The organism is Phenylobacterium composti DSM 19425 (assembly GCF_059568645.1).
This window is the reverse complement of the sequence record NZ_JCANTT010000016.1, coordinates 137,751-161,980: the sequence shown is the minus strand read 5'-3', so window position 1 is coordinate 161,980 and position 24,230 is coordinate 137,751. Positions and strand designations below refer to the sequence as shown.

The 24,230-nt window shown below is 69.6% G+C and carries 21 protein-coding genes, 1 tRNA gene and 1 riboswitch; of the genes, 8 read left to right on the top strand and 14 right to left on the bottom strand.

Annotation, left to right across the window (positions count from 1 at the left end):
* Positions 1 to 31: 31 nt before the first annotated feature.
* Both BO64_RS12425 and thiC read right to left on the bottom strand, forming a co-directional pair.
* Positions 32 to 772 (bottom strand): FkbM family methyltransferase, encoded by a 741-nt coding sequence (locus tag BO64_RS12425; RefSeq protein ID WP_496403622.1) that lies wholly within the window; start codon positions 770 to 772, stop codon positions 32 to 34.
* Positions 773 to 816: 44 nt separating this feature from the next.
* A complete protein-coding gene (gene thiC / locus BO64_RS12420; RefSeq protein WP_496403621.1) occupies positions 817 to 2,667 on the bottom strand; it encodes a phosphomethylpyrimidine synthase ThiC in 1,851 nt (616 codons plus the stop codon).
* Between the two features lie 41 nt (positions 2,668 to 2,708).
* Positions 2,709 to 2,816: riboswitch (TPP riboswitch) on the bottom strand.
* 122 nt (positions 2,817 to 2,938) lie between these two features.
* On the opposite strand from thiC, the gene BO64_RS12415 reads away from it, so the two are divergent.
* The 4 genes from BO64_RS12415 to cuyB all read left to right on the top strand — a co-directional run bounded on the left by BO64_RS12415 (position 2,939) and on the right by cuyB (position 6,248).
* The gene (locus BO64_RS12415; RefSeq protein WP_496403620.1) at positions 2,939 to 3,973 is read left to right on the top strand and encodes a DUF2804 domain-containing protein; all 1,035 of its coding nucleotides are present in this window, start codon (positions 2,939 to 2,941) and stop codon (positions 3,971 to 3,973) included.
* A gap of 70 nt (positions 3,974 to 4,043) precedes the next feature.
* Positions 4,044 to 4,469 (top strand): DUF6491 family protein, encoded by a 426-nt coding sequence (locus tag BO64_RS12410; protein ID WP_496403619.1) that lies wholly within the window; start codon positions 4,044 to 4,046, stop codon positions 4,467 to 4,469.
* Positions 4,470 to 4,515: 46 nt separating this feature from the next.
* Positions 4,516 to 5,532, top strand: a complete 1,017-nt coding sequence (gene cuyA / locus BO64_RS12405) for a D-cysteate sulfo-lyase (protein ID WP_496403618.1) — start codon at positions 4,516 to 4,518, stop codon at positions 5,530 to 5,532.
* Positions 5,532 to 6,248: a cysteate racemase gene (gene cuyB / locus BO64_RS12400; protein WP_496403617.1), complete on the top strand. Its 717-nt coding sequence runs from the start codon at positions 5,532 to 5,534 to the stop codon at positions 6,246 to 6,248. Before cuyA ends, cuyB begins: the two co-directional genes overlap by 1 nt.
* Before the next feature lie 15 nt (positions 6,249 to 6,263).
* Here the strand turns inward: cuyB and ypfJ are convergent, their stop codons facing one another.
* The 9 genes from ypfJ to BO64_RS12355 form a co-directional block, all read right to left on the bottom strand.
* Entirely contained in the window at positions 6,264 to 7,103 is an 840-nt protein-coding gene (ypfJ, locus tag BO64_RS12395; protein WP_496403616.1) for a KPN_02809 family neutral zinc metallopeptidase, read from the bottom strand.
* A gap of 41 nt (positions 7,104 to 7,144) precedes the next feature.
* Positions 7,145 to 7,513, bottom strand: a complete 369-nt coding sequence (locus BO64_RS12390) for a hypothetical protein (protein WP_496403615.1) — start codon at positions 7,511 to 7,513, stop codon at positions 7,145 to 7,147.
* A 48-nt stretch (positions 7,514 to 7,561) separates the two neighbouring features.
* Positions 7,562 to 8,125 carry a tetratricopeptide repeat protein gene (locus BO64_RS12385; protein ID WP_496403614.1) on the bottom strand — a complete coding sequence of 188 codons (564 nt, stop codon included), beginning with the start codon at positions 8,123 to 8,125 and terminating at the stop codon, positions 7,562 to 7,564.
* Between the two features lie 65 nt (positions 8,126 to 8,190).
* Positions 8,191 to 9,093 (bottom strand): DMT family transporter, encoded by a 903-nt coding sequence (locus tag BO64_RS12380; protein ID WP_496403613.1) that lies wholly within the window; start codon positions 9,091 to 9,093, stop codon positions 8,191 to 8,193.
* 60 nt (positions 9,094 to 9,153) lie between these two features.
* Entirely contained in the window at positions 9,154 to 10,257 is a 1,104-nt protein-coding gene (locus BO64_RS12375) for a sensor histidine kinase (RefSeq protein WP_496403612.1), read from the bottom strand.
* 223 nt (positions 10,258 to 10,480) lie between these two features.
* The gene (locus BO64_RS12370) at positions 10,481 to 13,558 is read right to left on the bottom strand and encodes a TonB-dependent receptor (RefSeq protein WP_496403611.1); all 3,078 of its coding nucleotides are present in this window, start codon (positions 13,556 to 13,558) and stop codon (positions 10,481 to 10,483) included.
* A gap of 162 nt (positions 13,559 to 13,720) precedes the next feature.
* Complete coding sequence (locus BO64_RS12365; RefSeq protein WP_496403610.1) at positions 13,721 to 14,458, bottom strand: LytR/AlgR family response regulator transcription factor; 738 nt, start codon at positions 14,456 to 14,458, stop codon at positions 13,721 to 13,723.
* A gap of 396 nt (positions 14,459 to 14,854) precedes the next feature.
* Positions 14,855 to 15,166, bottom strand: a complete 312-nt coding sequence (locus BO64_RS12360; protein WP_496403609.1) for a TM2 domain-containing protein — start codon at positions 15,164 to 15,166, stop codon at positions 14,855 to 14,857.
* Positions 15,167 to 15,542: 376 nt separating this feature from the next.
* A tRNA-Gly gene (locus tag BO64_RS12355) sits at positions 15,543 to 15,617 on the bottom strand.
* Between the two features lie 123 nt (positions 15,618 to 15,740).
* Here BO64_RS12355 and BO64_RS12350 point away from each other — a divergent pair.
* From BO64_RS12350 to BO64_RS12340, 3 genes are read left to right on the top strand one after another with little or no spacing between them, the layout of a single operon-like run.
* Entirely contained in the window at positions 15,741 to 17,159 is a 1,419-nt protein-coding gene (locus BO64_RS12350; protein ID WP_496403608.1) for a M20/M25/M40 family metallo-hydrolase, read from the top strand.
* Positions 17,160 to 17,203: 44 nt separating this feature from the next.
* Positions 17,204 to 17,995: a tryptophan 2,3-dioxygenase gene (locus BO64_RS12345; protein ID WP_496403607.1), complete on the top strand. Its 792-nt coding sequence runs from the start codon at positions 17,204 to 17,206 to the stop codon at positions 17,993 to 17,995.
* Entirely contained in the window at positions 17,971 to 19,170 is a 1,200-nt protein-coding gene (locus BO64_RS12340; RefSeq protein ID WP_496403606.1) for a kynureninase/PvdN C-terminal domain-containing protein, read from the top strand. The genes BO64_RS12345 and BO64_RS12340 overlap by 25 nt, the downstream gene beginning before the upstream one ends.
* Here the strand turns inward: BO64_RS12340 and BO64_RS12335 are convergent.
* Complete coding sequence (locus BO64_RS12335; protein ID WP_496403605.1) at positions 19,167 to 20,186, bottom strand: 2'-deoxycytidine 5'-triphosphate deaminase; 1,020 nt, start codon at positions 20,184 to 20,186, stop codon at positions 19,167 to 19,169. The two genes, BO64_RS12340 and BO64_RS12335, sit on opposite strands and share 4 nt — an antisense overlap.
* 239 nt (positions 20,187 to 20,425) lie before the next feature.
* On the opposite strand from BO64_RS12335, the gene metZ reads away from it, so the two are divergent.
* On the top strand, positions 20,426 to 21,610 hold the full coding sequence (gene metZ / locus BO64_RS12330; RefSeq protein ID WP_496403604.1) for an O-succinylhomoserine sulfhydrylase: 1,185 nt from the start codon (positions 20,426 to 20,428) through the stop codon (positions 21,608 to 21,610).
* Positions 21,611 to 21,664: 54 nt separating this feature from the next.
* On the opposite strand, the gene BO64_RS12325 is transcribed toward metZ, so the two are convergent.
* Both BO64_RS12325 and BO64_RS12320 read right to left on the bottom strand, forming a co-directional pair.
* Entirely contained in the window at positions 21,665 to 22,573 is a 909-nt protein-coding gene (locus BO64_RS12325; protein ID WP_496403603.1) for an Hsp33 family molecular chaperone, read from the bottom strand.
* 44 nt (positions 22,574 to 22,617) lie between these two features.
* On the bottom strand, positions 22,618 to 24,216 hold the full coding sequence (locus BO64_RS12320; protein ID WP_496403602.1) for a serine hydrolase domain-containing protein: 1,599 nt from the start codon (positions 24,214 to 24,216) through the stop codon (positions 22,618 to 22,620).
* Between the last annotated feature and the right edge of the window lie 14 nt (positions 24,217 to 24,230).

The following is a 24,230-nucleotide window of genomic DNA, read 5'->3' as shown; positions in this document are numbered from 1 at the left end:
CGCCCCCCAGTCAGTCCCGCAATGCGGTCGGTCAGGCGGGGTTGCGAAGAGAGAAGGAAATGTCCGTGGGCGGCTGAATGAAGTCGCGGCCGCGTTCGCTGACGCACTTCAGGAACGGCGCGGCGCTGGCCTGGCCCGGAAGCATCCAGTCGTGCAGCTCGATGGCGATCGCCGGGAAACGGTCCACCCAGTCGGTGTTGCTGGCGAACAGCTCGGCTTCGGCGCCCTCGATGTCGATCTTCGCCAGCAGCGGGGAGGTGTCTGGCGCCAGGTCGAGGATCGTCGCCATGGACATGGCCTGGACCGTGCCGATCTCCTGCCCTTCGGCGGCGGCGCCGGTTCGGTAGGCGTCGGTGGAACGGCCCGGATCCGTCAACCGGACGAAGCCATTGGCCGAAGCCACCGCAGCCTGGTGGCATTCCACTCCCGGCACGCCCGCCACATTGGTCTTCAGCAGGACGAAATTTCCCGCCTCAGGCTCGATGGCGATGATGTGGGCTTCCGGATAGTACGCGCGGAAGGCGCGGACGCTGGCCCCGATGTTCGCCCCGGCGTCAACGATCAACGGCCGCCTGCCCTCCGCGAGGATCCGCAGGTAGGTCTCGTCGATGAACAGGCGCCGGGCGATGCCGCCGTACCGGGCCAGCCGGTACGGATGATTCGTCCAGATATCCTCGATCGTTTTTCGGTCGCGGGTATTCGGGCGATAGAGCAGGTTGAAGCGCTCATCGCCTTCCAGACGGATGGTCAGGGACCGGGCTTGTTGCGTCATCGGCCGCGAGCCTTAGCACGCGGCCGTTTTCCAGACGACAACGACTACTCCGCCGGCGCGAGGGGCACCTGAATTTCGCTGCCCGCCTCGCGGAACTTCTGAGACATCTCGGCCATGCCCCGCTCCGCGTCCTGGGCCGCCACGTCGTTCTGCCCCCGGGCGGCGTCGCGGATGTCCTGGCTGATCTTCATCGAGCAGAACTTCGGGCCGCACATGGAGCAGAAGTGGGCGGTCTTGAACGCCTCCTTCGGCAGACTCTCGTCGTGGTACTCGCGGGCCGTCTCGGGATCGATGCCGAGGTTGAACTGGTCCTCCCAGCGGAACTCGAACCGGGCGCGGGAGACCGCATCGTCCCAGGCCCGGGCGGCGGGATGCCCCTTGGCGAGGTCGGCGGCGTGGGCGGCGAGCTTGTAGGTCATCACGCCGACCTTCACGTCCTCGCGGTTCGGCAGGCCCAGGTGCTCCTTGGGCGTGACGTAGCAAAGCATCGCCGTGCCGAACCAGCCGATCATGGCCGCGCCAATGGCCGAGGTGATGTGGTCGTAGCCGGGCGCCACATCAGTGGTGAGCGGGCCCAGGGTGTAGAAGGGCGCCTCGCCGCAGGCGGCGAGCTGCTTGTCCATGTTGGCCTTGATCTTGTGCATCGGCACGTGGCCGGGCCCCTCGATCATCACCTGGAGGTTGTGCTTCCAGGCGATCTGGGTGAGTTCGCCCAGCGTCTCCAGCTCGCCGAACTGGGCCGCGTCGTTGGCGTCGGCGATCGAGCCCGGCCGCAGGCCGTCGCCCAGCGAGAATGAGACGTCGTACGCCTTCATGATCTCGCAGATCTCTTCGAAGTGCTCGTAGAGGAAGTTCTCCTTGTGGTGCGCCAGGCACCACTTGGCCATGATCGAGCCGCCGCGCGAGACGATGCCGGTGACGCGCTTGGCGGTGAGCGGGATGTAGGCGAGCCGGACCCCCGCGTGGATCGTGAAATAGTCGACGCCCTGCTCGGCCTGTTCGATCAGGGTGTCGCGGAACACCTCCCAGGTGAGGTCCTCGGCCACGCCGCCCACCTTCTCCAGCGCCTGGTAGATCGGCACCGTGCCGATCGGCACCGGGCTGTTGCGGACGATCCAGTCGCGGATGTTGTGGATGTTCCGGCCGGTGGAGAGATCCATCACCGTGTCGGCGCCGCAGCGGATGGCCCAGACCATCTTGTCCACCTCGTCCGAGACGTGGCTGAGCACGGCCGAGTTGCCGATGTTGGCGTTGATCTTCACCAGGAAGTTCCGGCCGATGATCATCGGCTCAAGCTCGGTGTGGTTGATGTTGGCCGGGATGATCGCCCGGCCCCGGGCGATCTCGTCGCGGACGAACTCCGGCGTCACGAAGTCGGGGATCGAGGCGCCGAAGTCCTCGCCGTCGCGGATGAAGGCCTCGCCGGCCTTGCGGCGCATGTTCTCGCGGATGGCCACATATTCCATCTCGGGCGTGATGATGCCGCGCCGGGCGTATTCCAGCTGGGTCACGTTGCGCCCCGCCTTGGCCCGGTAGACGCGCCGGGGCGCCGTGAAGGCGGGGGCCAGATGCTCGCCCTTGGCGAAGCCGTTGTCCTCGGGCTTCACCTCCCGCGGAGTCTCGACGATCTCCACGTCGCCGCGCGACACCACCCACGGCTCGCGGACGCGGGGCAGCCCTTGCTCGATGTCGATCCTCACCGCCGGGTCCGTGTAGGGACCGGACGGGTCATAGAGGGTCAGCGGCGGCTCGCCGGCGGACGGATGCACCGCCACCTCGCGGAACGGGACCCGGATGTCGGGCCACAGCACCCCGGGCTCATAGACCTTCCTCGATCCCGGGCGCTCCCCGGTGGGAATGGCGGCGGCCTGGAGGGTTCCGGCAGGCTTGTTCATCGCGTGGCTCCGAATGGACGGATCACGGGCGCCGGTTGGGTCTTTGACTTGAGGCCCTTCCCTTCGCCGGCATGACCCGGATCAGGTTCGACGGGTCGTGGGCTCACCCACCTCTCAGCCGCTTGCGCGCGGCCCCCCGAGGATCGGCGAACGCTATCTCCGAACGGAGTTTTGGGGAAGAGCCAATGACGCGGCGGCAGGATCGCATCGCCCATCGACCTTCCCGCCGACGCTTGGTTTCATGGGCCGAACGAGAACGGGGGGAAATCTGATGGCTCAGATCGAGCTTGGTCCCGGCGACCTGCTGGACCGCCGCGGACGGCTGGCGCAGGCGGGATGGGCCCGGAACGAGGCCCGGCGCTACAGCCGGGCGGCCATCGCCGCCTCGCCCCTGCGGATCAAGGAGTGGGACTACTACTGCGTCCTCGCCGGCGACCACGGCCTCGCCGCCGTCGCCGCCGACAACGGCTACATGGGCCTTCTGTCGGTGGTCTGGTTCGACTTCCAGGCCCGGACCTACACCACCGAAAGCGTGATCCTCCCCTTCCCGCTCGGCCGCATGCGGATGCCCGAGAGCGCCGACGCGGGCGACGTGGTCCAGGATCACCCGCGGCTGAAGCTCGCCTTCCGCCACACGCCGCAAGGGCGGCGCCTGAGCATCGACTGCCCCGGCTTCGGCAAGGGGCGCGGTCTGGGCGCCGAGATCGACCTCGCCCAGCCGGCCATGGACCGCATGACCATCGCCACGCCGTGGAAGGGCGCGCCCAAGGCCTTCTACTACAACCAGAAGATCAACTGCCTGGCCGCCAGCGGGACGGTCACGGTCGGGGGCGAGGCCCATGCCTTCACCCCCGATCGCGCCTTCGCCGTGCTGGACTGGGGGCGCGGCGTCTGGACCTATCGCAACACTTGGTACTGGGGCTCGGCCTCGGGCCTGGTGGACGCCGTCCCGTTCGGTTTCAACATCGGCTACGGCTTCGGCGACACCTCTGCGGCGTCCGAAAACATGGTCTTCTACGGCGGTCGCGCCCACAAGCTGGACCAGGTGACGTTCCATCTCCCCGACCCCAGTCCGACCGGAACCTATGATGCGGCGCCCTGGCGGTTCTCCAGCAACGATGGACGCCTCGAGATGACCTTCGAGCCGGTCCTCGACCGCGTCGACCTCACCGACCTGAAGGTCCTGCGCTCCGACACCCATCAGGTGTTCGGCCGTTTTTCCGGAACCGCCGTGCTGGACGACAGGCGCAGGATCACGTTCGAGGGGCTGCAGGGCTTCGCCGAGAAGGTGCAGAACGCCTGGTAGCCGCAACGCCCCTGGCCCCGAGCCCGCGATCGGTCATAAGAAACTCACGCAGTCCTCCGGAGACAGCCCGATGAAGTTCCCCCGCGTCCTGTTCGCCGCCCCCGTCCTGGCGCTCGCCGCCTGCGCGCCCGCCGCCCCTACGACCAAGCCGCCTCTGCCGCCCGCCCCGCCGTCAGGCGCGGCCCTGGCCAGCGGCGACTGCTTCCGCAGCCACGACATCCGCGGCCATACGGTGGGCGACGCCCAGACCCTCTTCCTGCGGGTGAACCGCGGCGACGTCTATCGCGTGACCATGAGCAGCGCCTGCCTCGCCGGCGCCATCTCGTCCGACGCCATCATCACCCGCCAGCCGCCGGGCTCCAGCATCGTCTGCCGCCCCATCGACCTGGACATCGGCATCACCAAGAGCGGCTTCGAAAGCCGTTGCATTGTCGACTCCCTGGCCAAGCTCAGCCCCGCCGAGGTGGAAGCTCTGCCCCGCAAGCTGCGGCCCTGACGCGAGACGCTCGCATGGCTCCGTGGCCTCGTGCTACGGAGCCTCCATGCATTTCGCCCGATACAACCCCGTCCGCTTCGCCCATCTGCCCACCCCGCTGGAGCCCCTGCCCGGCCTGACCGAGGCGCTCGCCTCGCCCGATGGCGGCGGCCCGACGGTGTGGATCAAGCGCGACGACTGCACCGGCCTGGCCGGCGGCGGCAACAAGACCCGCAAGCTCGAGTTCCTGCTGGGCGACGCCCTGGCCAATGACGCCGACACCCTGGTCACGCAGGGCGCCGTGCAGTCCAACCACGTGCGCCAGACGGCCGCCGCCGCCGCCCGTTTCGGCCTGAAGTGCGAGGTGATCCTCGAGCATCGCACGGGCTCCGAGGCCGTGGACTACAACCGCTCGGGCAACGTCCTGCTGGACGAACTCCTCGGCGCCAAGATCCGCCACGTGCCCGGCGGCAGCGACATGAACCAGGCCCTGGCCAGCGTGGCCCAGGAAGTCGCCGACGCCGGCGGCCGGCCCTATGTGATCCCCGGCGGCGGCTCCAACTGCATCGGCGCCCTTGGCTATGCCGAATGCGCCCTGGAGCTTGTCAGCCAGGCAAATGAGCTGGGCCTGGAGATCGACCGCATCGTCACCGCCAGCGGCAGCGCCGGCACCCATGCGGGCCTGGTGGCGGGTCTGGCGGTGATGGGGGCCGACATCCCGGTGCTGGGCGTCAGCGTGCGCGCGCCCAAGGAAACCCAGGAAGCCAATGTCTTCAAGCTCGCCCGGGAGACCGGCGCCCTGCTCGGCTTCGAGGATCGGGTCGCCCGCGAGATGGTGGAGGTCGACGACGGCTATGTGGGCGCGGGCTATGGCCTGATCGACCAGGGCGTGATCGACGCCCTCACCCTGGCGGCGCGCTCGGACGCCATCCTCCTCGACCCCGTCTACACCGGCAAGGCGATGAAAGGCCTGATCGCCCTCTCCCGCGCCGGCGCCTTCGACGGCGAGACCGTGGTGTTCCTGCACACCGGCGGCGCGCAAGGGCTGTTCGGCTACCAAGGCGAACTGGACGGCAAGCTCTGATGAGCCCGCCGGAGATCGCGCCCGCCCTGACCCTCGGGGTCCTGGGCGGGATGGGCCCGGCGGCCACGCTGGAATTCCTGACGCGGCTGCAGGCCTACACTCCCGCCAATCGCGACCAGGACCACATCCGGGTCATCGCCGACATCAATCCGCAGGTTCCCGACCGCAACACCTCGGGCGTCAGCGCCGGAGCGGTGCTGGCCGAGATGGCGGGCGCCCTGCGCGGCGCCGGGGCCGAGGTGCTGGCCATGCCCTGCAACACCGCCCACGCCCATGCCGACCTGATCCAGCGGGCCTCGGGCCTGCCGCTGATAGACATGATCGACCTGGGGGCGGAGGCGGCGCAGGAAAGCGGCGCCCTGCGCGCCGGCGTGCTCGGCACCAAGGGCGCCCTGAAGCTCTACCGCGAGTATCTCGCCGCCCGCGGCATGGGCCTTGTCAGCCTGCCGGCCGAGCGCCAGGTGACGTTCATGGAGCTGCTCTATCGGATCAAGAGCGGCGACACCGGCCCCGACGTCCGCCGGGCCATGAAGGCCCTGGCCGACGAACTGGTGGCCGACGGCGCCGAGGTGCTGGTGGCCGGCTGCACCGAGGTCCCTCTGGTCCTGCCAACGGCCGAGGCCAAGGTGGACGTGATCGATCCCGGCGACCTCCTGGCCCGCCGCTGCGTCTCGGTCTGCCTCGGCTACGAAGCCGCCCCGATGGTGGGCGGCTGACGCCCCGGCTCTGGCCTAGAGCGTCCGCGCGCTGAAGGTGTCGCAGGCGGCGGGATCGCCCGCCTCGACGCCCCGCCGGAACCACCGCATCCGCTGTTCGGACGAGCCGTGGGTGAAGGCGTCGGGCATCACCTGGCCCTGGGCCTTGCGCTGGAGCGTGTCGTCGCCGACGGCCGCCGCCGCCCGCAGCCCGTCTTCGATATCGCGCGGATCGAGCTGGACCTGACCGCCGGACACTGCCGCCGCATGGGCCGCCCAGACGCCGGCGTAGCAGTCCGCCTGCAGTTCCAGTCGGACCGAACCACTCTCGGCGCCGCGCGCGCCCATGCGCCGGGCCTGATCGGACGCGCCGGTCAGGGTCTGGACATGGTGGCCGATCTCGTGGGCGATCACATAGGCCCGGGCCGCCTCGCCGCCGGCTCCGAACTTGCCCTCCAGCTCCTGCCAGAAGGAGAGGTCCAGATAGACCTTGCGGTCGGCCGGGCAATAGAACGGCCCCATGGCCGCCTGGCCCATGCCGCAGCCGGTGCCCGTGGCCTGGTCGTACAGCACCACCGCTTCCGGGGGACGATAGCCGGGCATCTGCCGGGTCCAGACGTCATCCACATTGGTGGCCACCACATCCACGAAGCGTCCGGCGTCGTCCGCAGGGCCGCCGCGAACGCCCTCCTGCTGCTGCACCTGTTGGCCGCCACCCAGCACCGCGGTGGTGGTGGACGGGTCGATGCCGAAGACGAAATAGCCGATGAGGGCGAGGATCACCCCGCCTGCCCCGAGGCCGCCGACCGCGCCCGCCGGGCCCAGGCCTCGACGGTCCTCGATGTTGCCGGAGCCCCGGCCGCCGGACCAGCGCATGGTGAAGCCTCCCGTGGATGCGAAGACCTAACGCGGCGAAGCTAGCGCCGGTTCTGGCTGATCTCCTGCACCCGACGGTTGGAGGCGGCAAGGGCGGCGTCCGGAATCGACGGCAGCCGCGAGGCGTCCGGCATCGCCGGCGGCCCCGGATAGGGCGGCTCGGGAAGGCGCACCGGCCGGCGTTCCGCCTCGATCCGCGCCGCCTGCTGCTCGGTGCGCAGGCGCGCGTCCAGGGCCATCAGTTCATTGTGCTGGGCGACCGACCGCTGCTGCTGCAACTGCTGCTGGGCGCGCAGCTCGTCCAGGCGAAGCTGGTCCCGGGCCAGGAGGTCCGCTGAGGTCTGGGCCAGGCCCGGCCCCGCGGCGGCGAAGGCGGCGGCAAGCACCGCGGTGAGAAGGAACGGGCGCATAGCTCCCATGTGGGGCAGGTCCGCCGGAAAGCCAGCTTGGCCGAGGGCCTAGCGGACCTGGATGGTGAAGCGCGCCAGTTCCTTGCGCGGAGCCTCCCACTCGGGGCTGAGCTCGGCGGCCTTGCGGTAGTCGAAATAGGCCTGCTTCAGGTCGTCCAGGCCCTCATGGGCCAGAGCGCGGTTGAAATAGGCCTTCTCGGGCTCGCCAACGCCCAGCTCGAGGGCGCGGTTGATGTCGGCCAGCCCCTCGGCGTAGCGACGCTGGCCGACCAGGGCGGCGCCGCGGTTGGCATAGGCCTCGGCAAGATCCGGCAGCACCTCCACCGCCCTGTCGAAGTCGCCCCGGGCGGCGTCGAATTCCAGGCGCCGCAGCTTCAGCACGCCGCGGTTTACGAAAGTCCCGGCGCGGTCGCGCTGGGACAGGAGCTCGGTCTCGAGCGCCTGGGTGCAGGCTGCTTCGAACCGGCGATCCGCCTCCCCGGCCAGGGCGGCGTTCGAGCACTGCCGGGCCATGCCTCCGCCGAGGACGGTCACTGACTGGGCTGCGGCCGCCTCCGCGGCGGCCAGGGTGGCCAGGGCCGCGGCGGCGGAATAGGCGAGCGTCTTCAGCATCGGACCAGCTCCCGGAGGATGCTTCGAGCGTCCTCCCGTAACGCCGGTCTGTCAACGAAGCGGCATCAGGCCGGCCGGCGGAAGCGCCGCAGCTCCCGATGCAGGATGTAGACGCCGCTGCCGGCGACGATGATTGCCCCCGCCACGGTCGCCGGATGGGGCAGCTCGCCCCAGATGACCAGGCCCAAGAGCGTCGCCCAGATGAGCTGGGTGTAGTCGAAGGGCGCCACTACGCCGACGGGCGCGGCGCGCAGCGCCTCGGTAAGGAACAGCTGGCCCACGCCGCCGACAAGGCCGGCGAGAACCAGTAGGCCCAGGGTTCCGGCGTCGGGCACGGACCAGCCGCCGATGAGCGACCCCACCAGGCCCAAGAGCGTGCCGCTCAGGGTGAAATAGAAGACGATGGTCGGCCCGCGCTCGGTGTCGGCGATCTGGCGGATAGCGACCATGGCCCCCGCGGCGCCGAGCGCGCCCAGGATGCCGAACGTCACGCCAGGCACGTTCATGTGCCCCGGCACAGGCCTGGCCATGATCAGCACGCCGATGAAGCCCACGACCACCGCCGCCCAGCGGTGCGGCCCGACCTTCTCGGACAGCAGCAGGGCCGACAGGGCGGTCATGAACAGGGGGGAAGCGAACGCCAGGGCGGTGGCGTCGGTGAGCGGCAGGTACTGCACCGCGGCGAAGCCGCCGGCCATGCCCACCAGCCCCACGGCCGCACGCACCAGATGGCCCATCGGACGCCTGGTCTTGAGCACTTCGAAGCCCGTGGTCCGCCAGATGTAGAGGCCGAGCGGCAGGAAGGCGAAGGCGTTGCGGAAGAAGATGATCTCGAAGAGCGGGACGCCCCGCTCGCCGCACCATTTCACCAGGGCCGAAAGCAGGGCCATGCAGGCCATGGCCGAGATGCGCAGGGTGATGCCGAGAAGCGGCCGATGGGACGGCCCATGCGAGGGAGCAGGAGACACCGGCTGCGTTTGCGGGGATGTGCGCGGCCCGTCAACCGGCCCGCACCGGGCGCCGCAGCGTCAAGCGGCCCGGCTGACCGCCTGGAAGCTGAGCGGCAGGCGAAGCTCGACCTCGAAGCCCGGCTCAAGCCGCCGCGTGATGATCGCGCCCTCCTCGCCGAACAGGGCGTCCAGGCGGGCGGCTACATTGGAAAGCCCGATGCCGGCGCCGGGCGACGCGGGGCCGGCGGCGTCCCCGTCGTCGGAGACGGAAAGCACCAGGGTCCGCCCCTCGGCCTGGGCGCGGACCCGCACTGACACCTGGCGCTTGGAGCCGGCGACGCCATGCTTGATGGCGTTCTCCACCAGGGGCTGGAGCAGGAAGTGCGGCACCATCGCGCCGTACAGCGCCTCAGGCGCCTCGATCTCCACCGCCAGCCGCTCGCCGAACCGGGCAGCCTCGATCTCGAGATAGGCGCCCACGACATCGAGCTCGTCCTGGAGCGGCACCGAGGCGCCCGGCGGGACGCCCAGCGAGGCGCGGAAGAAGCTGGAAAGCCGGCCCACCACCGTCACCGCCTCGCCATTGCGGCCCGCCCCGACCAGGGAGGTGACGGCGTTCAGGGCGTTGAACAGGAAGTGCGGATTGATCTGGAAGCGCAGGGCCGCCAGCTGGGCCTCCTGAGCGGCGGCGCGAGCGGCGGCCAGGCTGCGCTCGCGCTCCTCGGCCTGGATGGCGGCGAGCGTCAGGGCCACAGCGCAGGCGAAGATCGCGTGGACGGCGGCCAGGGACGTGAAGTTGGTGAGCAGCAGCAGCTCCCACTTCGCCGCCAGGGAGCTGCGGCCCATGATGCTCTCGGGCTTCAGCATCGCCAGGAAGAGCATGGTGTCGCAGATCGAATGCCCGACCAGCGAGGCCAGGGTCGAGCCCACCGCCACGGCGATGCGCGGGGCGCGAGACAGGCGCCGCGCCTTCCATTGGCCGAGGAAGGTGCCGAAGCAGAACATCACGCCGAGGGTGGCGCAGCCCACCATGTAGAGGGCGGTCATCTTGTCGACGCCGCGCGTCCACAAAAGCGGGGCGAGGTAGAAGCTCTGGTTGACGATCCAGAGGACGACGCACCAGAGCATCGCCTGGGCGCCGAGGCGAACGCCCTGCCGATCCATGAGGCGGCGGTCTTTCAAGCGCGGGGCCCCTCGCCAGCCCGGGAGAGGTCCCGGAACCTGAACCTTATCATGGGCGGACGGCCCGCCTAGGGCGCGTCCATCGCAGAAAATCCGCCGCTCGTCGCAACCGGCTCGCGCGACAGGAAGAACGGGAGGGCCGCTACTTCGGGGCGGAGCGACCCTCCCACATCCCGCGCCGGATCTTGGGGGGATACGGCGCGGGACGATCGGAGACCCCTGCCTAGAAGGCGTAGCGCAGGGTGAAGCGGACGCTGCGCGGCGTCTGGTACGAGCGCGGCATGCCGTAGGTGGGGATCACCACGCCGGGCGCGCCGCCGGTCTCACCCTGTTCCACGATCCGGGTCACAGCCTTCTCGTTGAACAGGTTGAACACGTCGACCGCCGCGCTCACTGCGCCGAAGCCGTCCCGAGCCTGGACCACGTCCCAGGTGACGTTGAGGTCGGTGTTGGTGACCCAGTCCGTGCGTCCTTCCGAACCGCGCGGGGTGAGCGTCGGCTGGCCGTTGCGGACACAGTACCAGGCGCTCGGGGTGTTGCCCGGGGTCGGATCATCCGGGTGATAGCCGATGCAGCCATAGGGACGGCCCGACTGGGCGTAGAAGCTCGCCCCCACCCGCAGTCGCTCGGTCGCCTGGACGAAGCCGTACAGCTTGAAGGTGTGGCGGTGGTCGTTCGGCAGGTAGCCGTAGCCGCCGTCGGCCAGGAAGTGGGCGTCGTAGTCCTGGGTGATCGAGGCGTCGGTCTGGCCGATGTCCGACTTCACCGCGCCTTCGTAATTGCCCTTGGACTTGGCCCACACATACGAGCCCTGCAGCGCCCAGCGGCCGTCGAACGGACGCTCGAAGGTGAACTCCAGGGCGTCGTACTTGCGCTTCACCTTCGACATGGCGAGGTCCGCCTCGGTGAAGGTCACCTCCTGCAGGTTCGGGCCGCCCGGCCCGTTCAGCAGGTCCAGCATCAGGCGGACCGACTTGCCGGGGTTGAACATCACATAGTGGCCGCTGAACCGGTCGTTGGCGGTGAGGCCGTCCACCACCGCGCAGCCGGCGTCGTTGGTGCGGGCGCAATAGCGGTCGAGCACCCCGCCGTGGCCGAGGTCGGTGTCCTCGATGGTCGAGGCCAGGTTCCGGTGCACATAGCGCAGGCCGGCCCGCCAGCCGTCGAACATGCCGCCGGCGAACTGGTGCTCGTAGCCGAGGATGAACTCCTCCTCGTACATCGGGTCGATATCGGCGTTGACGATCTCCCGCGGGTCGGGGGCGATGGCCCGGGCGAAGATCGCATCCTCGCGCAGGCGCTCGCCGACGATCGGCACGCCGTTGGCGTCGCGGGCCAGGCTGCCGTCCGGATTGACCGTCACGGCGCGGTACTCCACGTGGAAGTCCTCGCCCGAGACGGCGCGGATCGAGGTGTTGGTGGCGATCGGCAGGTAGTAGCGGCCGAACGAGCCGTAGACCTTGTCACGCCCTTCGCCGCGCGGGTCCCAGGTGAAGCCCAGGCGCGGGGCGATCTGGTCGTCGAGCTTGATGTAGCTCTCCCCGGCGCGGTTCTTGTAGTTGTATTGGTCGAGGCGGACGCCGGCCTGGATGGTCAGGGTGTCGGTGATGTCCCACGAGTCCTGGATGTAGGCCGCCGTCTGGCTGGCGTCGTACTCGCCGCCCGAGCCGAAGAAGGTGGTCTGGGCGTAGGCCTGCGGCGGCAGGTCCGTCCCCGGCACCGTCCTGAAGAAGACGTCCATGTAGAAGCCGCCGTTGTAGAGGTGGACATCGGTCGACTTCAGGTCCTCCCGGTCGTAGCCCACGCGGAAGTGGTGGCGACCGAAGAAGTTCGCATAGATGTCGGCGTCCACCCGGTAGGTCTTGCGCACGTCCTCGCCCACCGGCTGGAGCGAGCCTGCGGCGTTGGCGGCGGTCAGGAAGATGTTGGTGGTCGTGCGGCGGTCGCGGACGCGCGGGGTGTCCACGAGGTCGCCCTCGTCCTGCTGGTCCGACTTCACCTGCCCGTAGAGGGCCGAGAGAGTGAACCAGTCGGTGAAGGCCCCGGTGTACTTGTAGATCTGGTTGAAGCCGCCGGCCTTCTCCGTATAGCCGAGGCCCTCGCCGATGATGCCCCGGCGGGCGTCAAAATCGAAGAAGCGCCGGTTGATCTTCGAGGCGTCCGAGAACAGGGTCGCCTCAAGCCGCTGGGTGTCGGTGATGTTCAGGTCGAACTTGGCGAGCCAGCGCGGGCTGTCGCTCTTCTCGTAGTTCTGGGTGCCCTGATAGAGGCTCTCGCCGTCGAAGCCCTGCGAGGAGACGCCGTAGTACTCCTCGGTGCGGCGCACGTTGTAGAGGCCGAAGAAGAACAGGCGGTCCTTCAGGATCGGGCCGCTCAGATAGACCGAGGTGTCCAGGGTCTCCAGGCTGGCGGCGTTGTTGTAGACGCGCGCGCCCGACACCCCGGCCCCGCCCGAGGCGTAGGCGTCCGGCGCGTTGGTCGACAGGGTCTTCGGCGAATAGGTCACTGTGGCGCCGCCGCGCCACTCGTTGGAGCCCGAGCGGGTGATGATGTTCACCACCCCGCCGGTGGCGCGACCGAACTCGGCCTGGTAGCCGCCGGTCTTCACGTCGATCGACTGGATCGCGTCGAACGGCAGGTCCGCGTAGCCGAGCAGGTTACGCAGGTCCGTCACGTTCAGGCCGTTGATGTAGTAAACGCTCTCGGCCGCCGAGGTGCCGCCCACCACCAGGGTCGACTGGTTACGCCGCGAGCTCGCCGCGATGGTGGCGTCGGGACGCGACACGCCGGGCGCCAGCAGGGCGACATTGGCGATCAAACGGCCCACCGGCACCTGCTGGGCCAGTTCCTGCACATCGATCACCTGGCCGATGTCGGTCCGGGCGAAGTCCTGGGTGCGGCGGGTCCCGGTGACCACCAGCTCGTCCACCGCGCCCCCGCCCAGGGTGAAGTTGAACGAAGAGCCGCCCGGCTGGACGCTGACCGCCTGGTTGTACAGCTCGCCCGCCGAACCGCTGACGTCCGCGGAATAGGGGCCCACCGGCAGGGCGTTGATCTGGTAGCGGCCGTTGGCGTCGGTGGTCGCCTGGCGCGACACGCCCTGGCCCGACCGCACGGTCACGGTCGCGCCGGCCACCGGCGCGCCGTCCGCAGTCTCCACACGGCCCGACAGGTTGCCCGAGGTGTAGTCCTGGGCCACGGCGAGGCCCGGCAGCGCCGCGGGGATCGTCAGCCCGAACACGGCCGCCCCGGCGTACAGCGTCGAGGCCAGCAGCCGGCCTCGGATGGTCGAAATCGTCACCTTGAATGCTCCAGCCATGCCGAGACGGCGGCCGACCGGCGGCCGCGCCTCGCGCATCCCCAAGCGGCGCTCTTCGGCGTCGCCTCTGGCCGGGAAGCTGGCAGGACCGATACGGGCTTTGTGGAGCTTTGCGACGAATGCCGCTGCGGTTGCGGCGAAGCCCTAGATCAACCCCAGGGCCTCGGCCACGCGCTTGACGTAGCTCACCCCGACCTCGACGACGGCCCCGTCCTCGGTGTGGAGACGCATGGCGCTGCGGCCCGTCCGCTCCACCCGCGCCACCGCGTCGGGCCGCACGAAGGCCGAGCGGTGCACGCGCAGCAGCTTGGCCGGGTCCAGCCGCTCGGCCAGCTCGGACATGGTCGCCCGCAGGATGTAGGTCTTGGTGGCTGTATGGATCAGCGCGTAGTCGCGCGCCGCCTCGATCCGGCGGATCTGGTCGACCCGGACCCGGACATAGCCGTCCCGGCGACGGATCCACAGCTCCTCGTCATAGCCGCCCTGGGCCCCGGGCGGCTCCGGCTTCGCAGACGCCGCCTCGATGCGCTCATAGGCCTCGCGCATCTCCCGCCGGCGGCGGGCCCGGCGCACGGCCTCGGCCAGCCGGTCCAGCTGAACCGGCTTCAACAGATAGTCGACGGCCTCGATTTCGAAGGCCTCCGGCGCATGCTCGGCGAAGGCCGTGACGAACACCACCTCCGGCCCGGCCTGCATCCCGCGGGCCACCGCCAGGCCGCAGCGGCCGGGCATCTGGATGTCGAGGAGCACCAGATCGGGTCGATCGGCGGCGATCTTCTCCATCGCCTCGTCCCCATCGGCCGCGCAACCGACCAACTCCACCTCAGGAAGGCCATCAAGACAACGCACGAGCCAGTCCGCGGCCAGCGGCTCGTCGTCCACCACAAGAACTCGCAAAGTCAGGCGACCCAAGACTACGGCGCGCGGGTACGGCGCCCCCCGAACCCGGACCTAGTGCAATTTCCCCGACGACAGGATAGCAGCGTTCGTCGTGGCGCTCGCCAGGCGCCCGTCGCAACAATCGTCGCATTCGTCGCAACGCCGCCGGGCACGAAGCGGAATGCCAAGATCAGGAACGCCCCAACGAGAACTACTATGACACCGATCACCGCAGCTCCAAGCCAAGGCTGTCGCCAGAAGTACAGCCCCCAAGGGCGCCCAGTACGACTACAGCGGTGATCAAAACGGTACCTATGCGCCCAACCGCACCAGGCCCGAACTTCGATTGAACTACCCCCGACAATAAGCGGAAGAAGTCCCCCCTGGCCGTTCCGACACCTACGCTGCCTCGGCCGCGTCACGTCCGCCGCCCATGGCCAGCATGTCCGTGGTCAGGCGCTTCCGGATCTGATCACGCTTTTCGCGGATCATGCCCGGGATCAGTAACCCATCAATAAGCAGCCAAACGAAGCCCACAAGGATGAAGTAAGTCAGGATTTGGATGACCGCCGAAAGCGGCCGGCCGAGATAGAACCTATGAGCCGAGATAATCCCGAGGAAGAACCACAACAGGTAGGCGGTGCCGGTGCTGGGGCCATCGTTAGTGACACGTTGCTCAATGAGAGACAGCTGCGCGGTGCTGAGCGCCATAATAAATACCCCCCACGCGCGCTCGATCGCGCGCCCCTTGGCCACCTAAGCGCGAACGACGTTCTGTCGCAACCAACCTTTGCGCGCAGGAACATATCGCGAGCATCAGGCGCTGAGCGTACGAGTCCGCGCCATGTCAGATCGCCGATGTCCTGGGCTGGGAAGAGGAGCGCGTCGAGCGCCTGCTCGCCACCTACGCCGATCGCGCGACAGCATTGTCATGGACCTAGCCGAGCGGATTCGACGCAAAGAGGAAGGGGAAGGCTGACGCCTCGGGGGTCGACGTGACGGCGACCAAACTGGCAACAAAACCCCCCGACTTTTTCCCGACCACAGGTCGAAAATCCAAAAGCGGGACGCTAAGTCATTGAAAATATGGAGCGGGTGAGGGGAATCGAACCCCTGACATTCAGCTTGGGAAGCTGACGTTCTACCTCTGAACTACACCCGCATCAGGTCCGCGGACGAACCGGACGCCTCCTTTAGCGGCGATGGCGCTCGCCCTCAAGCTCGAGCGTGGACAGCCTGGCGCTGACGGGTGAAGCTGCGGGTCCAGTTTGGGGGACTTTCGTCGATGAAGCGTTGGAGCGTGCTCGCCGTCGCGGCGGCGATGACCGTGGCCGGGGCGGCCTGCGCCCAGACCTCGCTGCGGCCGGACCAGCAGGCCTTCCGGGCCCTCTACAAGGAGCTGGTGGAGACCAACACCACCCTCTCCGCCGGCAGTTGCACGGAAGCGGCGGCCAAGGCCGGGGCGCATCTGAAGGGGGCGGGCTTCCCCGAGGCCGACCTGCACCATTTCGCCGATCCCGCCCATCCGAAGGAAGGCGGCCTGGTGGCGGTGCTGCCCGGCCGCGATCCCAAGGCGAAGCCGATCCTGCTCATGGCCCACCTGGACGTGGTCGAGGCCCGGCGCGAGGACTGGGAGCGCGATCCGTTCACCCTGGTGGAGGAAGACGGCTTCTTCTACGCCCGCGGCGCGGCCGACGATAAGGCGGACGTGGCGATCTACACCGACAGCCTGGCGCGGCTGAAGCGCGAGGGCGTCCGGCTGAAACGCACCGTGAAGCTGGCCCTGACCTGCGGCGAGGAGTCCGTCCAGGCCTTCAACGGCATGCAGTGGCTGGTGGAAAACCGGCGCGACCTGATCGACGCCGAGTTCGCCATCAACGAGGGCGGCGGCGGCGTCATCAGCCCCGACGGCCGACGGCTGTTCATCGAGGTCCAGGTCGGCGAGAAGGCCACCCAGAACTACCGACTGGAGGCCCGCAATCCCGGCGGCCACAGCTCCCGGCCGGTGCCGGACAACGCCATCTACCAGCTGGCCCAGGCGCTGCTGAAGGTGCAGGCCTATCGCTTCCCGGTCCGGTTCAACGAGATCAGCCGGGCCAACTTCACCGCCCTGGCCGCCGCCCCCACGACCGATCCGGCCATCGCCCAGGCGCTGAAGCGGCTGCTGGCCGATCCCAACGACGCCGAGGCCGACCGCATCGCCTCGGCCGATCCGGACATCAACCGCCTGCTGCGCACCACCTGCGTCGCCACCCTGCTGGAGGCGGGCCACGCCAGCAACGCCTTGCCCCAGCGGGCGGCCGGCAACATCAACTGCCGCATCCTGCCCGGCGAGACGCTGGAAGGCACGAAAGCGGCGCTTGAGCAGGCGATCGGCGATCCGGGGATCAGCGTCACCCTGGCGCCGCCCGTGCGCCCCCTGGCCAAGGTCGCGCCCCTGGACCCCCGCATCCTCGGGACGGCCCAGCGGCTGATCGACAAGCGCTTCGGCGGCGGCCTGAAGCTGCAGCCGGTGATGCAGGCGGGCTACACCGACGCCCTGTGGCTCGGCCAGGCGAACATCCCCGTCTATGGCCTGTCGGGCATCTTCTTCGACACCGACGGCAACGGCGCCCACGGGGTCAATGAACGCCTGCGGGCGACCTCGCTCTATGAAGGCCGCGACTTCCAGCATGAGCTGATCCAGGCGCTCGGCAACCTCTGACTTTCGGCTGGCGGGGGCTGGGCCTGGAGCCTAGCTTCCCGCCCATGTCGGACCCCATGACCTATGCGCGCTACCTCGCGCTCGACGAACTGCTCGCCGCCCAGAAGCCGCTGAGCGACCGTCACGACGAACTGCTGTTCATCGTCATCCATCAGACCAAGGAGCTCTGGCTCAAGGAGATCATCCACGAGGTCGGCCTCGCCCGCCGGCTGGTGGCGGCCGGCGACCTGGAGCCCGCCTACAAGGCCCTGGCCCGCGTCTCGCGAATCCAGACCATCATGACGCTCTCGTGGGACGTGCTGGCGACCATGACGCCCGCCGACTACCTGAGCTTCCGCGGATACCTGGGCACCAGCTCGGGCTTCCAGAGCCACCAGTTCCGGACCCTCGAATATCTCCTCGGCCTGAAGGACGACAGCTTCCTGCGCTTCCACGCCGACCGTCCCGAGGCCCTGGCCGAACTGAAGGCCGCCCTGGAGACGCCCAGCCTCTATGACGTGGCCATCGCCCAGCTGCCGAAGCACGGGCTTTTCGTGCCCGAGGTGGTGCTGAACCGTGACGTCGCCCAGACCTACACGCCCTCGCCCGAGGTGGAGGCCGCCTGGCTCGAGGTCTACCGCGACACCAAGCGCTACTGGGAGCTCTACCAGCTGGCCGAGAAGCTCGTGGACCTGGACGACGCCCTGGTCACCTGGCGGCACAAGCATGTCCTCACCGTGGAGCGGATCATCGGCGGGCGGCCCGGCACCGGCGGCACTGAAGGGGCGGGCTATCTGGCCAGGACTCTCCAGCGCCGCTGCTTCCCGGAGCTGTGGTCCCTGAGGACCAGGCTTTGACCGCGCGCAAGGACCTGTTCTCCCGGGCGCTCGCCGCCGCCCCCGGGCGCCTGCACCTGGCCGCCCACAGCCACCACCTGTGGCCCGACGCCACCTTCGACGCCCAGATGGAGGCCTGGACCGACGCCGCGGCCCTGGCCGACCGCAAGTGGGACAAGGCCCTGGGCGAGATCTGGCCCGCAGCCCAGGCGCTGGTAGCCGCCGAGCTCTCCCTGCCCTCGCCCGAGACGGTGGTCTTCGCCCCCAACACCCGCACCCTGCTGGCCGTGCTGGTCTCGGCCGTCCCGCGACGGCCGGTGCGGGTGCTGTCCACCGATGGAGAGTTCCACTCGTTCCGGCGGCAGGCCGCCCGCTGGGTCGAGAGCGGGCAGATCGAGCTGACCCTGGTCCCCAGCGAGGCGTCCGACTTTGCAGCGCGCTTCCTCGGGGCGGCGCGGAGCGGCGGCTTCGATCTGATCTTCGCCAGCCACGTGTTCTTCCGGACCGGCCGGGTGTTCGAGGAGGTCTGGAGCCTGGCCGAACTCGCCCGGCCCGAGGGCCCCTGGGTGGTGGTGGACGGCTATCACGGCTTCCGCGCCGTCCCGACGGACCTTTCGGGCCACGCCGAGCGGCTGCTCTACCTGGCCGGGGGCTACAAGTACGCCATGGCCGGCGAGGGGGCGGCCTTCCTGCATGCTCCGCCTGGCTTCGGCCCGAGACCTGCGCTCACCGGCTGGTACGCCGAGTTTGGCGATCTGGAGGGGCCCGCCGGCGGCGTCGGCTATACGCGCGATGCGCGACGCTTCATGGGCGCCACCTTCGATCCCTCAGGACTGTACCGCTTCGTGGCCGCAGGCCGCATGCTGGCCGCCGAGGGCCTGACGACGGCGGACATCGTCCGACATGCGACCACCCTGCAGCTCCGGCTACTGGACGAGATCGCCGCGGGCGGCGCCGGGCCGTTGTCAGAGGCCCAGGTGCTCAACCCGCCGGGGCGCGGGGCTCAGGCCCGGTTCCTGGCGCTCCGGCATCCCCGGGCGCTTCAGTGGAAACAGGCGCTGATGGCCAGGGACGTGATCGTCGACGTGCGCGACGATGTCTTTCGCATCGGCCTCTCCATCTACCACGACGAGGCCGACATCGCGGCCTTCTGCGACGCCTGCCGGGCGCTCGGGACGGCGTCGGCCCGCCGCTAGTCGTCCCAGACCTTGAAGTGCTTGGAGAGCTTCAGGCCCTGGCGCTGGTAGTGCGAGCCGAGGTCGCCATAGAGCCGCGTGGGCCTTTCGGTTAGCGGCTCATACACGAGGCGGGCGACCGTCTGGCCGTCCTCCAGGATGAAGGGCGTCTCGTGGCTGCGGACCTCCAGCACGCCCTTGGAGCCCTTGCCGTGCGCCTCGTCGGTGCCGAAGCCCGGATCGAAGAAGCCCGCATAGTGCACCCGAAACTCGCCCACCGAGGGATCGATGGGCGTCATCTCGGCCGCCTCCAGAACAGGGATCTCCACCGCCTCCTTCGAGGCCAGGATGTAGAACTCGCCGGGATCCAGCAGCAGCTGGCCGTTGCGCGGAACCAGGGGCTCCCAGAAGTCGCGGGGGTCGTGGCCGTCCACATGGTCGAGGTCGACGACGCCGGCATGGCGGCGGCCCCGGAAGCCGGCGATCTCGCCGGTCAGGTCGACGCCGACGCTCTCGATCCTCAGCCGCTCGGGCGCGCCGCGCTTGAGGCGCAGCTGGTTCAGCCGGGTGCCGGTGCGGACCAGCACCGAGAAGGTCTGGGGCGCGATCTCGATGTAGGTGGGGCCGGCGTAGCCCTCGGCCACGTCGTCGAAGGCGCCGCCGGCGTCGGTGAGCAGGCGCACGAAGACGTCCACCCGGCCGGTGGAGCTCTTGGGATTGGCCCGAGCCGAGACGCCCGGCGGCAGGGCGAGGCGCTCCTGCAGCTCGGCGATATAGACGCAGCCCCGCTCCAGCACCGCGCCCCGGGTCAGGTCGAGCTCGTGCATCGCCACCTCGGCGATCCGCTCGCGCACCAGATGGCGGCCCGGCAGGAACGAGGCCCGCACGCGCCAGGCCCTCGCGCCCAGGCGCAGGTCGAGGCTGGCCGGCTGGACCTGATCAGGATCCCAGGACGTCTCGGAGGTGATCGCCCGGGCCGCGATCAGGCTCTCGATGGATTGGCAGGGCAGGATGCCCGGGCGTTCAGCGTCGCTCATGGGCGGCGCAGACTTAGCCGAGAACGACGATGTGGCAAGAAGAACCACAAAAAGCATGAGAGCGGGGCACGAAACGCCCGCCGCCGCGCCCCCGGCTTGGCCGCCCGGTGGGACGCCTGGTGGGACGCCTGGTGGGACGCCCAGTGGGACTTTGAGCCGCGGCGCGCGAACCGGCCCTTGACCGGCGTGGCGCAACGGCGTTCGTGGCGCCAGCTTTTCTGCAGGTGATGGAGGCCGTGATGGCGGAAGATCCGCGCGATTGGGAGATCGAGACCCAGGCGGTGCGCGGCGGCCTCATGCGCACTGAACACGGGGAGATGTCGGAAGCCCTGTTCCTGACGCAGAGCTTCTCCTACGACAGCGCCGCGGCGGCCGACGCCCGCTTCGCCGGCGAGGCGCCTGGCTTCATCTACCAGCGCTTCGGCAACCCCACGACCGAGATCTTCGAGCAGCGCCTGGCCCTGATCGAGGGCGCCGAGGCGTGCAAGGCGACGGCCTCGGGCATGGCGGCGGTGCAGCTCGCCCTGATGGGCCTGGTACGGGCCGGCGACCACATCGTGGCCGGCCGGGCCCTGTTCGGCTCCTGCCGCTGGATCCTGTCGGAATGGATGCCGCGCTTCGGGGTCGAGACCACCTATGTGGACGCCACCGACATCGAGGCCTGGAGGAACGCTGTCCGCCCCAACACCAAGGCCTTCCTCGTGGAAAGCCCGGCCAATCCGCTGCTGGAGGTGACCGACATCGCCGCCGTGGCCGAGGTGGCCAGGGCCGCCAACGCCAGGCTGGTGGTGGACAACGTCTTCGCCACCCCCGTCTTCCAGAAGCCCCTGCCGCTGGGCGCCGACGTGGTGGTCTATTCGGCCACCAAGCACATCGACGGCCAGGGCCGGGTGCTGGGCGGCGCCATCCTGGGCTCGGCCCAGCTGCTGCTCGACACCTACAAGGACATGCACCGGCACACCGGCCCGGCGCTCTCGCCCTTCAACGCCTGGGTGCTGCTGAAGGGCCTGGAGCACATGGAGCTGCGCGTCCGGCGCCAGACCGAGAACGCCGGCAAGGTGGCCGACGCCATCGCCGCCCACGGCAAGGCCAGGAAAGTCGTCTATTGCGGCCGCCCGGACCACCCGCAGGCCGAGGTGATCGCCCGGCAGATGAGCGGCGGCGGCAATGTGGTGGCCTTCGACCTCGGCAGCCGCGAGGCCGCCTGGCGCTTCCTCGACGCCCTGGAGATCGTCGACATCTCCAACAACCTGGGCGACGCCAAGTCGATGGCCACGCACCCGTCGACCACCACTCACCGCTCCATGCCCGAGGAGGAGCGCGTCTCCATCGGCCTCACCCAGGGCTGGGTGCGGATGAGCGTCGGGCTGGAAGGGCCGAACGACCTGGTGCGCGACGTGACCCGGGCGCTGGACGCCGTCTGAGGCCGCACCGCCGCTTGAGGGGCTTCCGGGCGGAAGCCCCCGCCGGCTCTCGACCTAGGCCGCAGGCTCCAGGGCCGCCGGCTCCACCGCATAGACCCGCGAGCAGTATTCGCAGGTCACATGGATGCGGCCGTCAGCCTCGATCATGCCCTCGCGGTCCTCGACCGGGAACGACTTCAGGACCGTCTCGATGCGGTCCTGCGAGCAGCGGCAGAAGGCGCGCAGCATCTTCGAGCCGAACACCCGCACCCCGTCCTCGTGGAAGAGCCGCCACAGGAGGGTGTTGGAGTTGAGCTCGGTGTCGAGCATCTCGTCCTCACCCAGGGTCTCGAAGAGCGCCTGCGTCCGTTCCCAGGCCTCGAGGGTGGAGCCGCGGCTCTCGTCCCCGGCGATGTACTGGATCAGGACGCCGCCGGCCCGCCACTTGCGGTCGGCCCCTTCCCCGCCCTGCCCCACGGCGAGGCGAACCCGAGTCGGGGTCTGTTCGGACTGGGCGAAATACTGCTCGGCGCACAGGGCCAGGGTCTCGCCCTCGATGGCGGTGATCCCCTGGTAGCGGTCCATGTCCGCGCCCTGGTCCACGGTCATGATGAAGACGCCGTCGCCCAGCAGCGAGCGCGCCCCGGGACGCTGGAAGCCCTGGGAGGCGGCCTCCACCTCGTCCGGATCGAAGCGGCAGTAGCCGCGCAGGCCGCCAGAGGTGTCGTAGTCGGCCACCAGGTAGCGCACGGCCCCGGCCCCGCGCGCCTCGACGATCAGACGGCCGTTGAACTTCAGGTTCGACCCGACGAGGGCGGCGAGCGCACAGGCCTCGCCCAGCAGGTTCGCGACCGGCTCGGGATAGTTGTGACCGCGCAGGATCTCGTCGATCGCGGGGCCCAGGCGCGCCACGCGGCCGCGCACGGGTTCGCCTTCGATCTGGAAGGCGCCGACCAGGTCGTCGGGAACGGAAGGATTGGACATGGGCGCCAATATAGGTTGCGTCTGCGGCTTTGCGAGCCAGTGCGTCAGCGGGTCCGCCGGAAGCGGAGGTCGCGGACGCGGGCGGTGGTGAAGCGAAGGGTCTCGACCTGCCCCTCGGCATTGCGGATCAGACGGACGACACCGCCATGCACCAGGAAGGTGTCCTTGGCCAGGGCCTCGAGCGTCTGGCGATAGCTGGGCCGGTCCGCCGGCTGCAGGATCAGCCGCCCCTGCCAGTAGCTGAGGCGCAGCGTGCCCTGGGCCTCGTCGCTGGTGTAGAGGCCGGCCGCCGCCGACAGCTCGGCCGGGGTGTGGGCGTGGCTGGTCAGGCGGCGGAAGCGCGAGACGTCGCCGTCCGCCCGGCGGCGCTCAAAGCCCTCGGCGGTGAAGATCACCAGGTCCGAGCCGATGCGGTAGCGCGCCTCGCGTTCGGAATAGACCAGCGGCCCGCTGGCCAGGCGCAGCATCCCGTTCTCGCGGACGATGCGCCCCACCTGGCCCGTGGCCTCGTCGAGATAGACGCCGGGCCGGATCTCCAGCTCCTTCGGCGGCGTCGGCGAGGCGACCTCGTCGGCCGCGGCGGGCGGGACGATGGCGAAGTCGGCGATCCGGCGGCCGAGGCCCACGGCGTCGGCTTCGGCGGTGTTGCAGAGCACCGCCACCGAGACCTTCTCCGCGGGATAGTAGGCCAGCCAGGTGCGATAGCCGGCGGTGGAGCCCGAGTGCGCCACCTCCTTGCGACCGAGACGCTGCTCGATCTGCAGGCCCCGGGCGTAGCTGATCCGCCGCCCGCCGGTGAGGACGCCCTGGACCTGCATCTCGGCGTAGAGGCCGGGCGCCAGGCGATCCTCGGCGAGGGCCCGGTTCCAGGTCAGCAGGTCGGATACGGTGGTGAGCAGACCGCCGTGGCCGTAGGTGCTCTCGAACGGCATGTCCTGCGCCGGCCCGGCGCGATAGGCGATGGCCCGGCCGGGCACGATGCGGCGGAAGTCGTCGCGCCACTGGGTGCGGCTCATGCCCAGGGGCTTGAAGATCCGTTCGTTGCTGAACTGGGAGAGCGTCTGGCCGCTCACCCGGCGCACCACCTCGGCGGCGAGGATGTAGCCGGTGTTGGTGTAGGAGTACTCGGCCCCCGGGACGTAGTTCAGCGACCGCTGCCGGAAGGCGATGGTGAGCGCCTCCTCGTTCGTATAGGCGCGGGTCGTCCGCGGCCAGCCGGCCAGCTGGGCCACGTCGCCCCAGTCGCGCAGGCCGCTCGTATGGTTGAGCAGCTGCTCGATGGTCACCGGCGTCGGATAGGCCCACAGCTCGGGGATGTACTTGCGCACATCGTCCTTGAGGCTCAGCCGCCCATCGCGCGCCAGCAGTAGGATCGCGGCGGCGGTGAACTGCTTGGCCACCGAGCCGGACTCGAAGACCGTGTCCGGCGTATTGGGCACGCCGTGCTCCAGGTCGGCCATGCCCCAGGCGCGGGTCAGCACCGGCTGGTTCGGCCGGTCGAGCCCTACGGCGCAGCCGGGCGTCGTAGCCGAAAAGCGCGAGAAGATGCCGTCGAGGTCGGCGGCCGTCTGGGCGCGGGCCTGCGCCGCCGAAAGCGCGAGCGCCCCGGCCAGCAACCCCGCCCGAACCGCGGAAAGCCTCATGGTTTCCCCGCTCT

Coding starts and splice junctions, on each gene's coding strand:
- ypfJ (WP_496403616.1), bottom strand. CDS start 7,103: ATGCGCTGGTCCGGCGGCCGGGGCTCCGGCAACATCGAGGACCGTCGA.
- BO64_RS12390 (WP_496403615.1), bottom strand. CDS start 7,513: ATGCGCCCGTTCCTTCTCACCGCGGTGCTTGCCGCCGCCTTCGCCGCC.
- cuyB (WP_496403617.1), top strand. CDS start 5,532: ATGAGCCCGCCGGAGATCGCGCCCGCCCTGACCCTCGGGGTCCTGGGC.
- metZ (WP_496403604.1), top strand. CDS start 20,426: ATGGCGGAAGATCCGCGCGATTGGGAGATCGAGACCCAGGCGGTGCGC.
- BO64_RS12415 (WP_496403620.1), top strand. CDS start 2,939: ATGGCTCAGATCGAGCTTGGTCCCGGCGACCTGCTGGACCGCCGCGGA.
- thiC (WP_496403621.1), bottom strand. CDS start 2,667: ATGAACAAGCCTGCCGGAACCCTCCAGGCCGCCGCCATTCCCACCGGG.
- BO64_RS12385 (WP_496403614.1), bottom strand. CDS start 8,125: ATGCTGAAGACGCTCGCCTATTCCGCCGCCGCGGCCCTGGCCACCCTG.
- BO64_RS12345 (WP_496403607.1), top strand. CDS start 17,204: ATGTCGGACCCCATGACCTATGCGCGCTACCTCGCGCTCGACGAACTG.
- BO64_RS12360 (WP_496403609.1), bottom strand. CDS start 15,166: ATGGCGCTCAGCACCGCGCAGCTGTCTCTCATTGAGCAACGTGTCACT.
- BO64_RS12335 (WP_496403605.1), bottom strand. CDS start 20,186: ATGAGCGACGCTGAACGCCCGGGCATCCTGCCCTGCCAATCCATCGAG.
- BO64_RS12325 (WP_496403603.1), bottom strand. CDS start 22,573: ATGTCCAATCCTTCCGTTCCCGACGACCTGGTCGGCGCCTTCCAGATC.
- BO64_RS12320 (WP_496403602.1), bottom strand. CDS start 24,216: ATGAGGCTTTCCGCGGTTCGGGCGGGGTTGCTGGCCGGGGCGCTCGCG.
- BO64_RS12410 (WP_496403619.1), top strand. CDS start 4,044: ATGAAGTTCCCCCGCGTCCTGTTCGCCGCCCCCGTCCTGGCGCTCGCC.
- BO64_RS12425 (WP_496403622.1), bottom strand. CDS start 772: ATGACGCAACAAGCCCGGTCCCTGACCATCCGTCTGGAAGGCGATGAG.
- BO64_RS12350 (WP_496403608.1), top strand. CDS start 15,741: ATGAAGCGTTGGAGCGTGCTCGCCGTCGCGGCGGCGATGACCGTGGCC.
- cuyA (WP_496403618.1), top strand. CDS start 4,516: ATGCATTTCGCCCGATACAACCCCGTCCGCTTCGCCCATCTGCCCACC.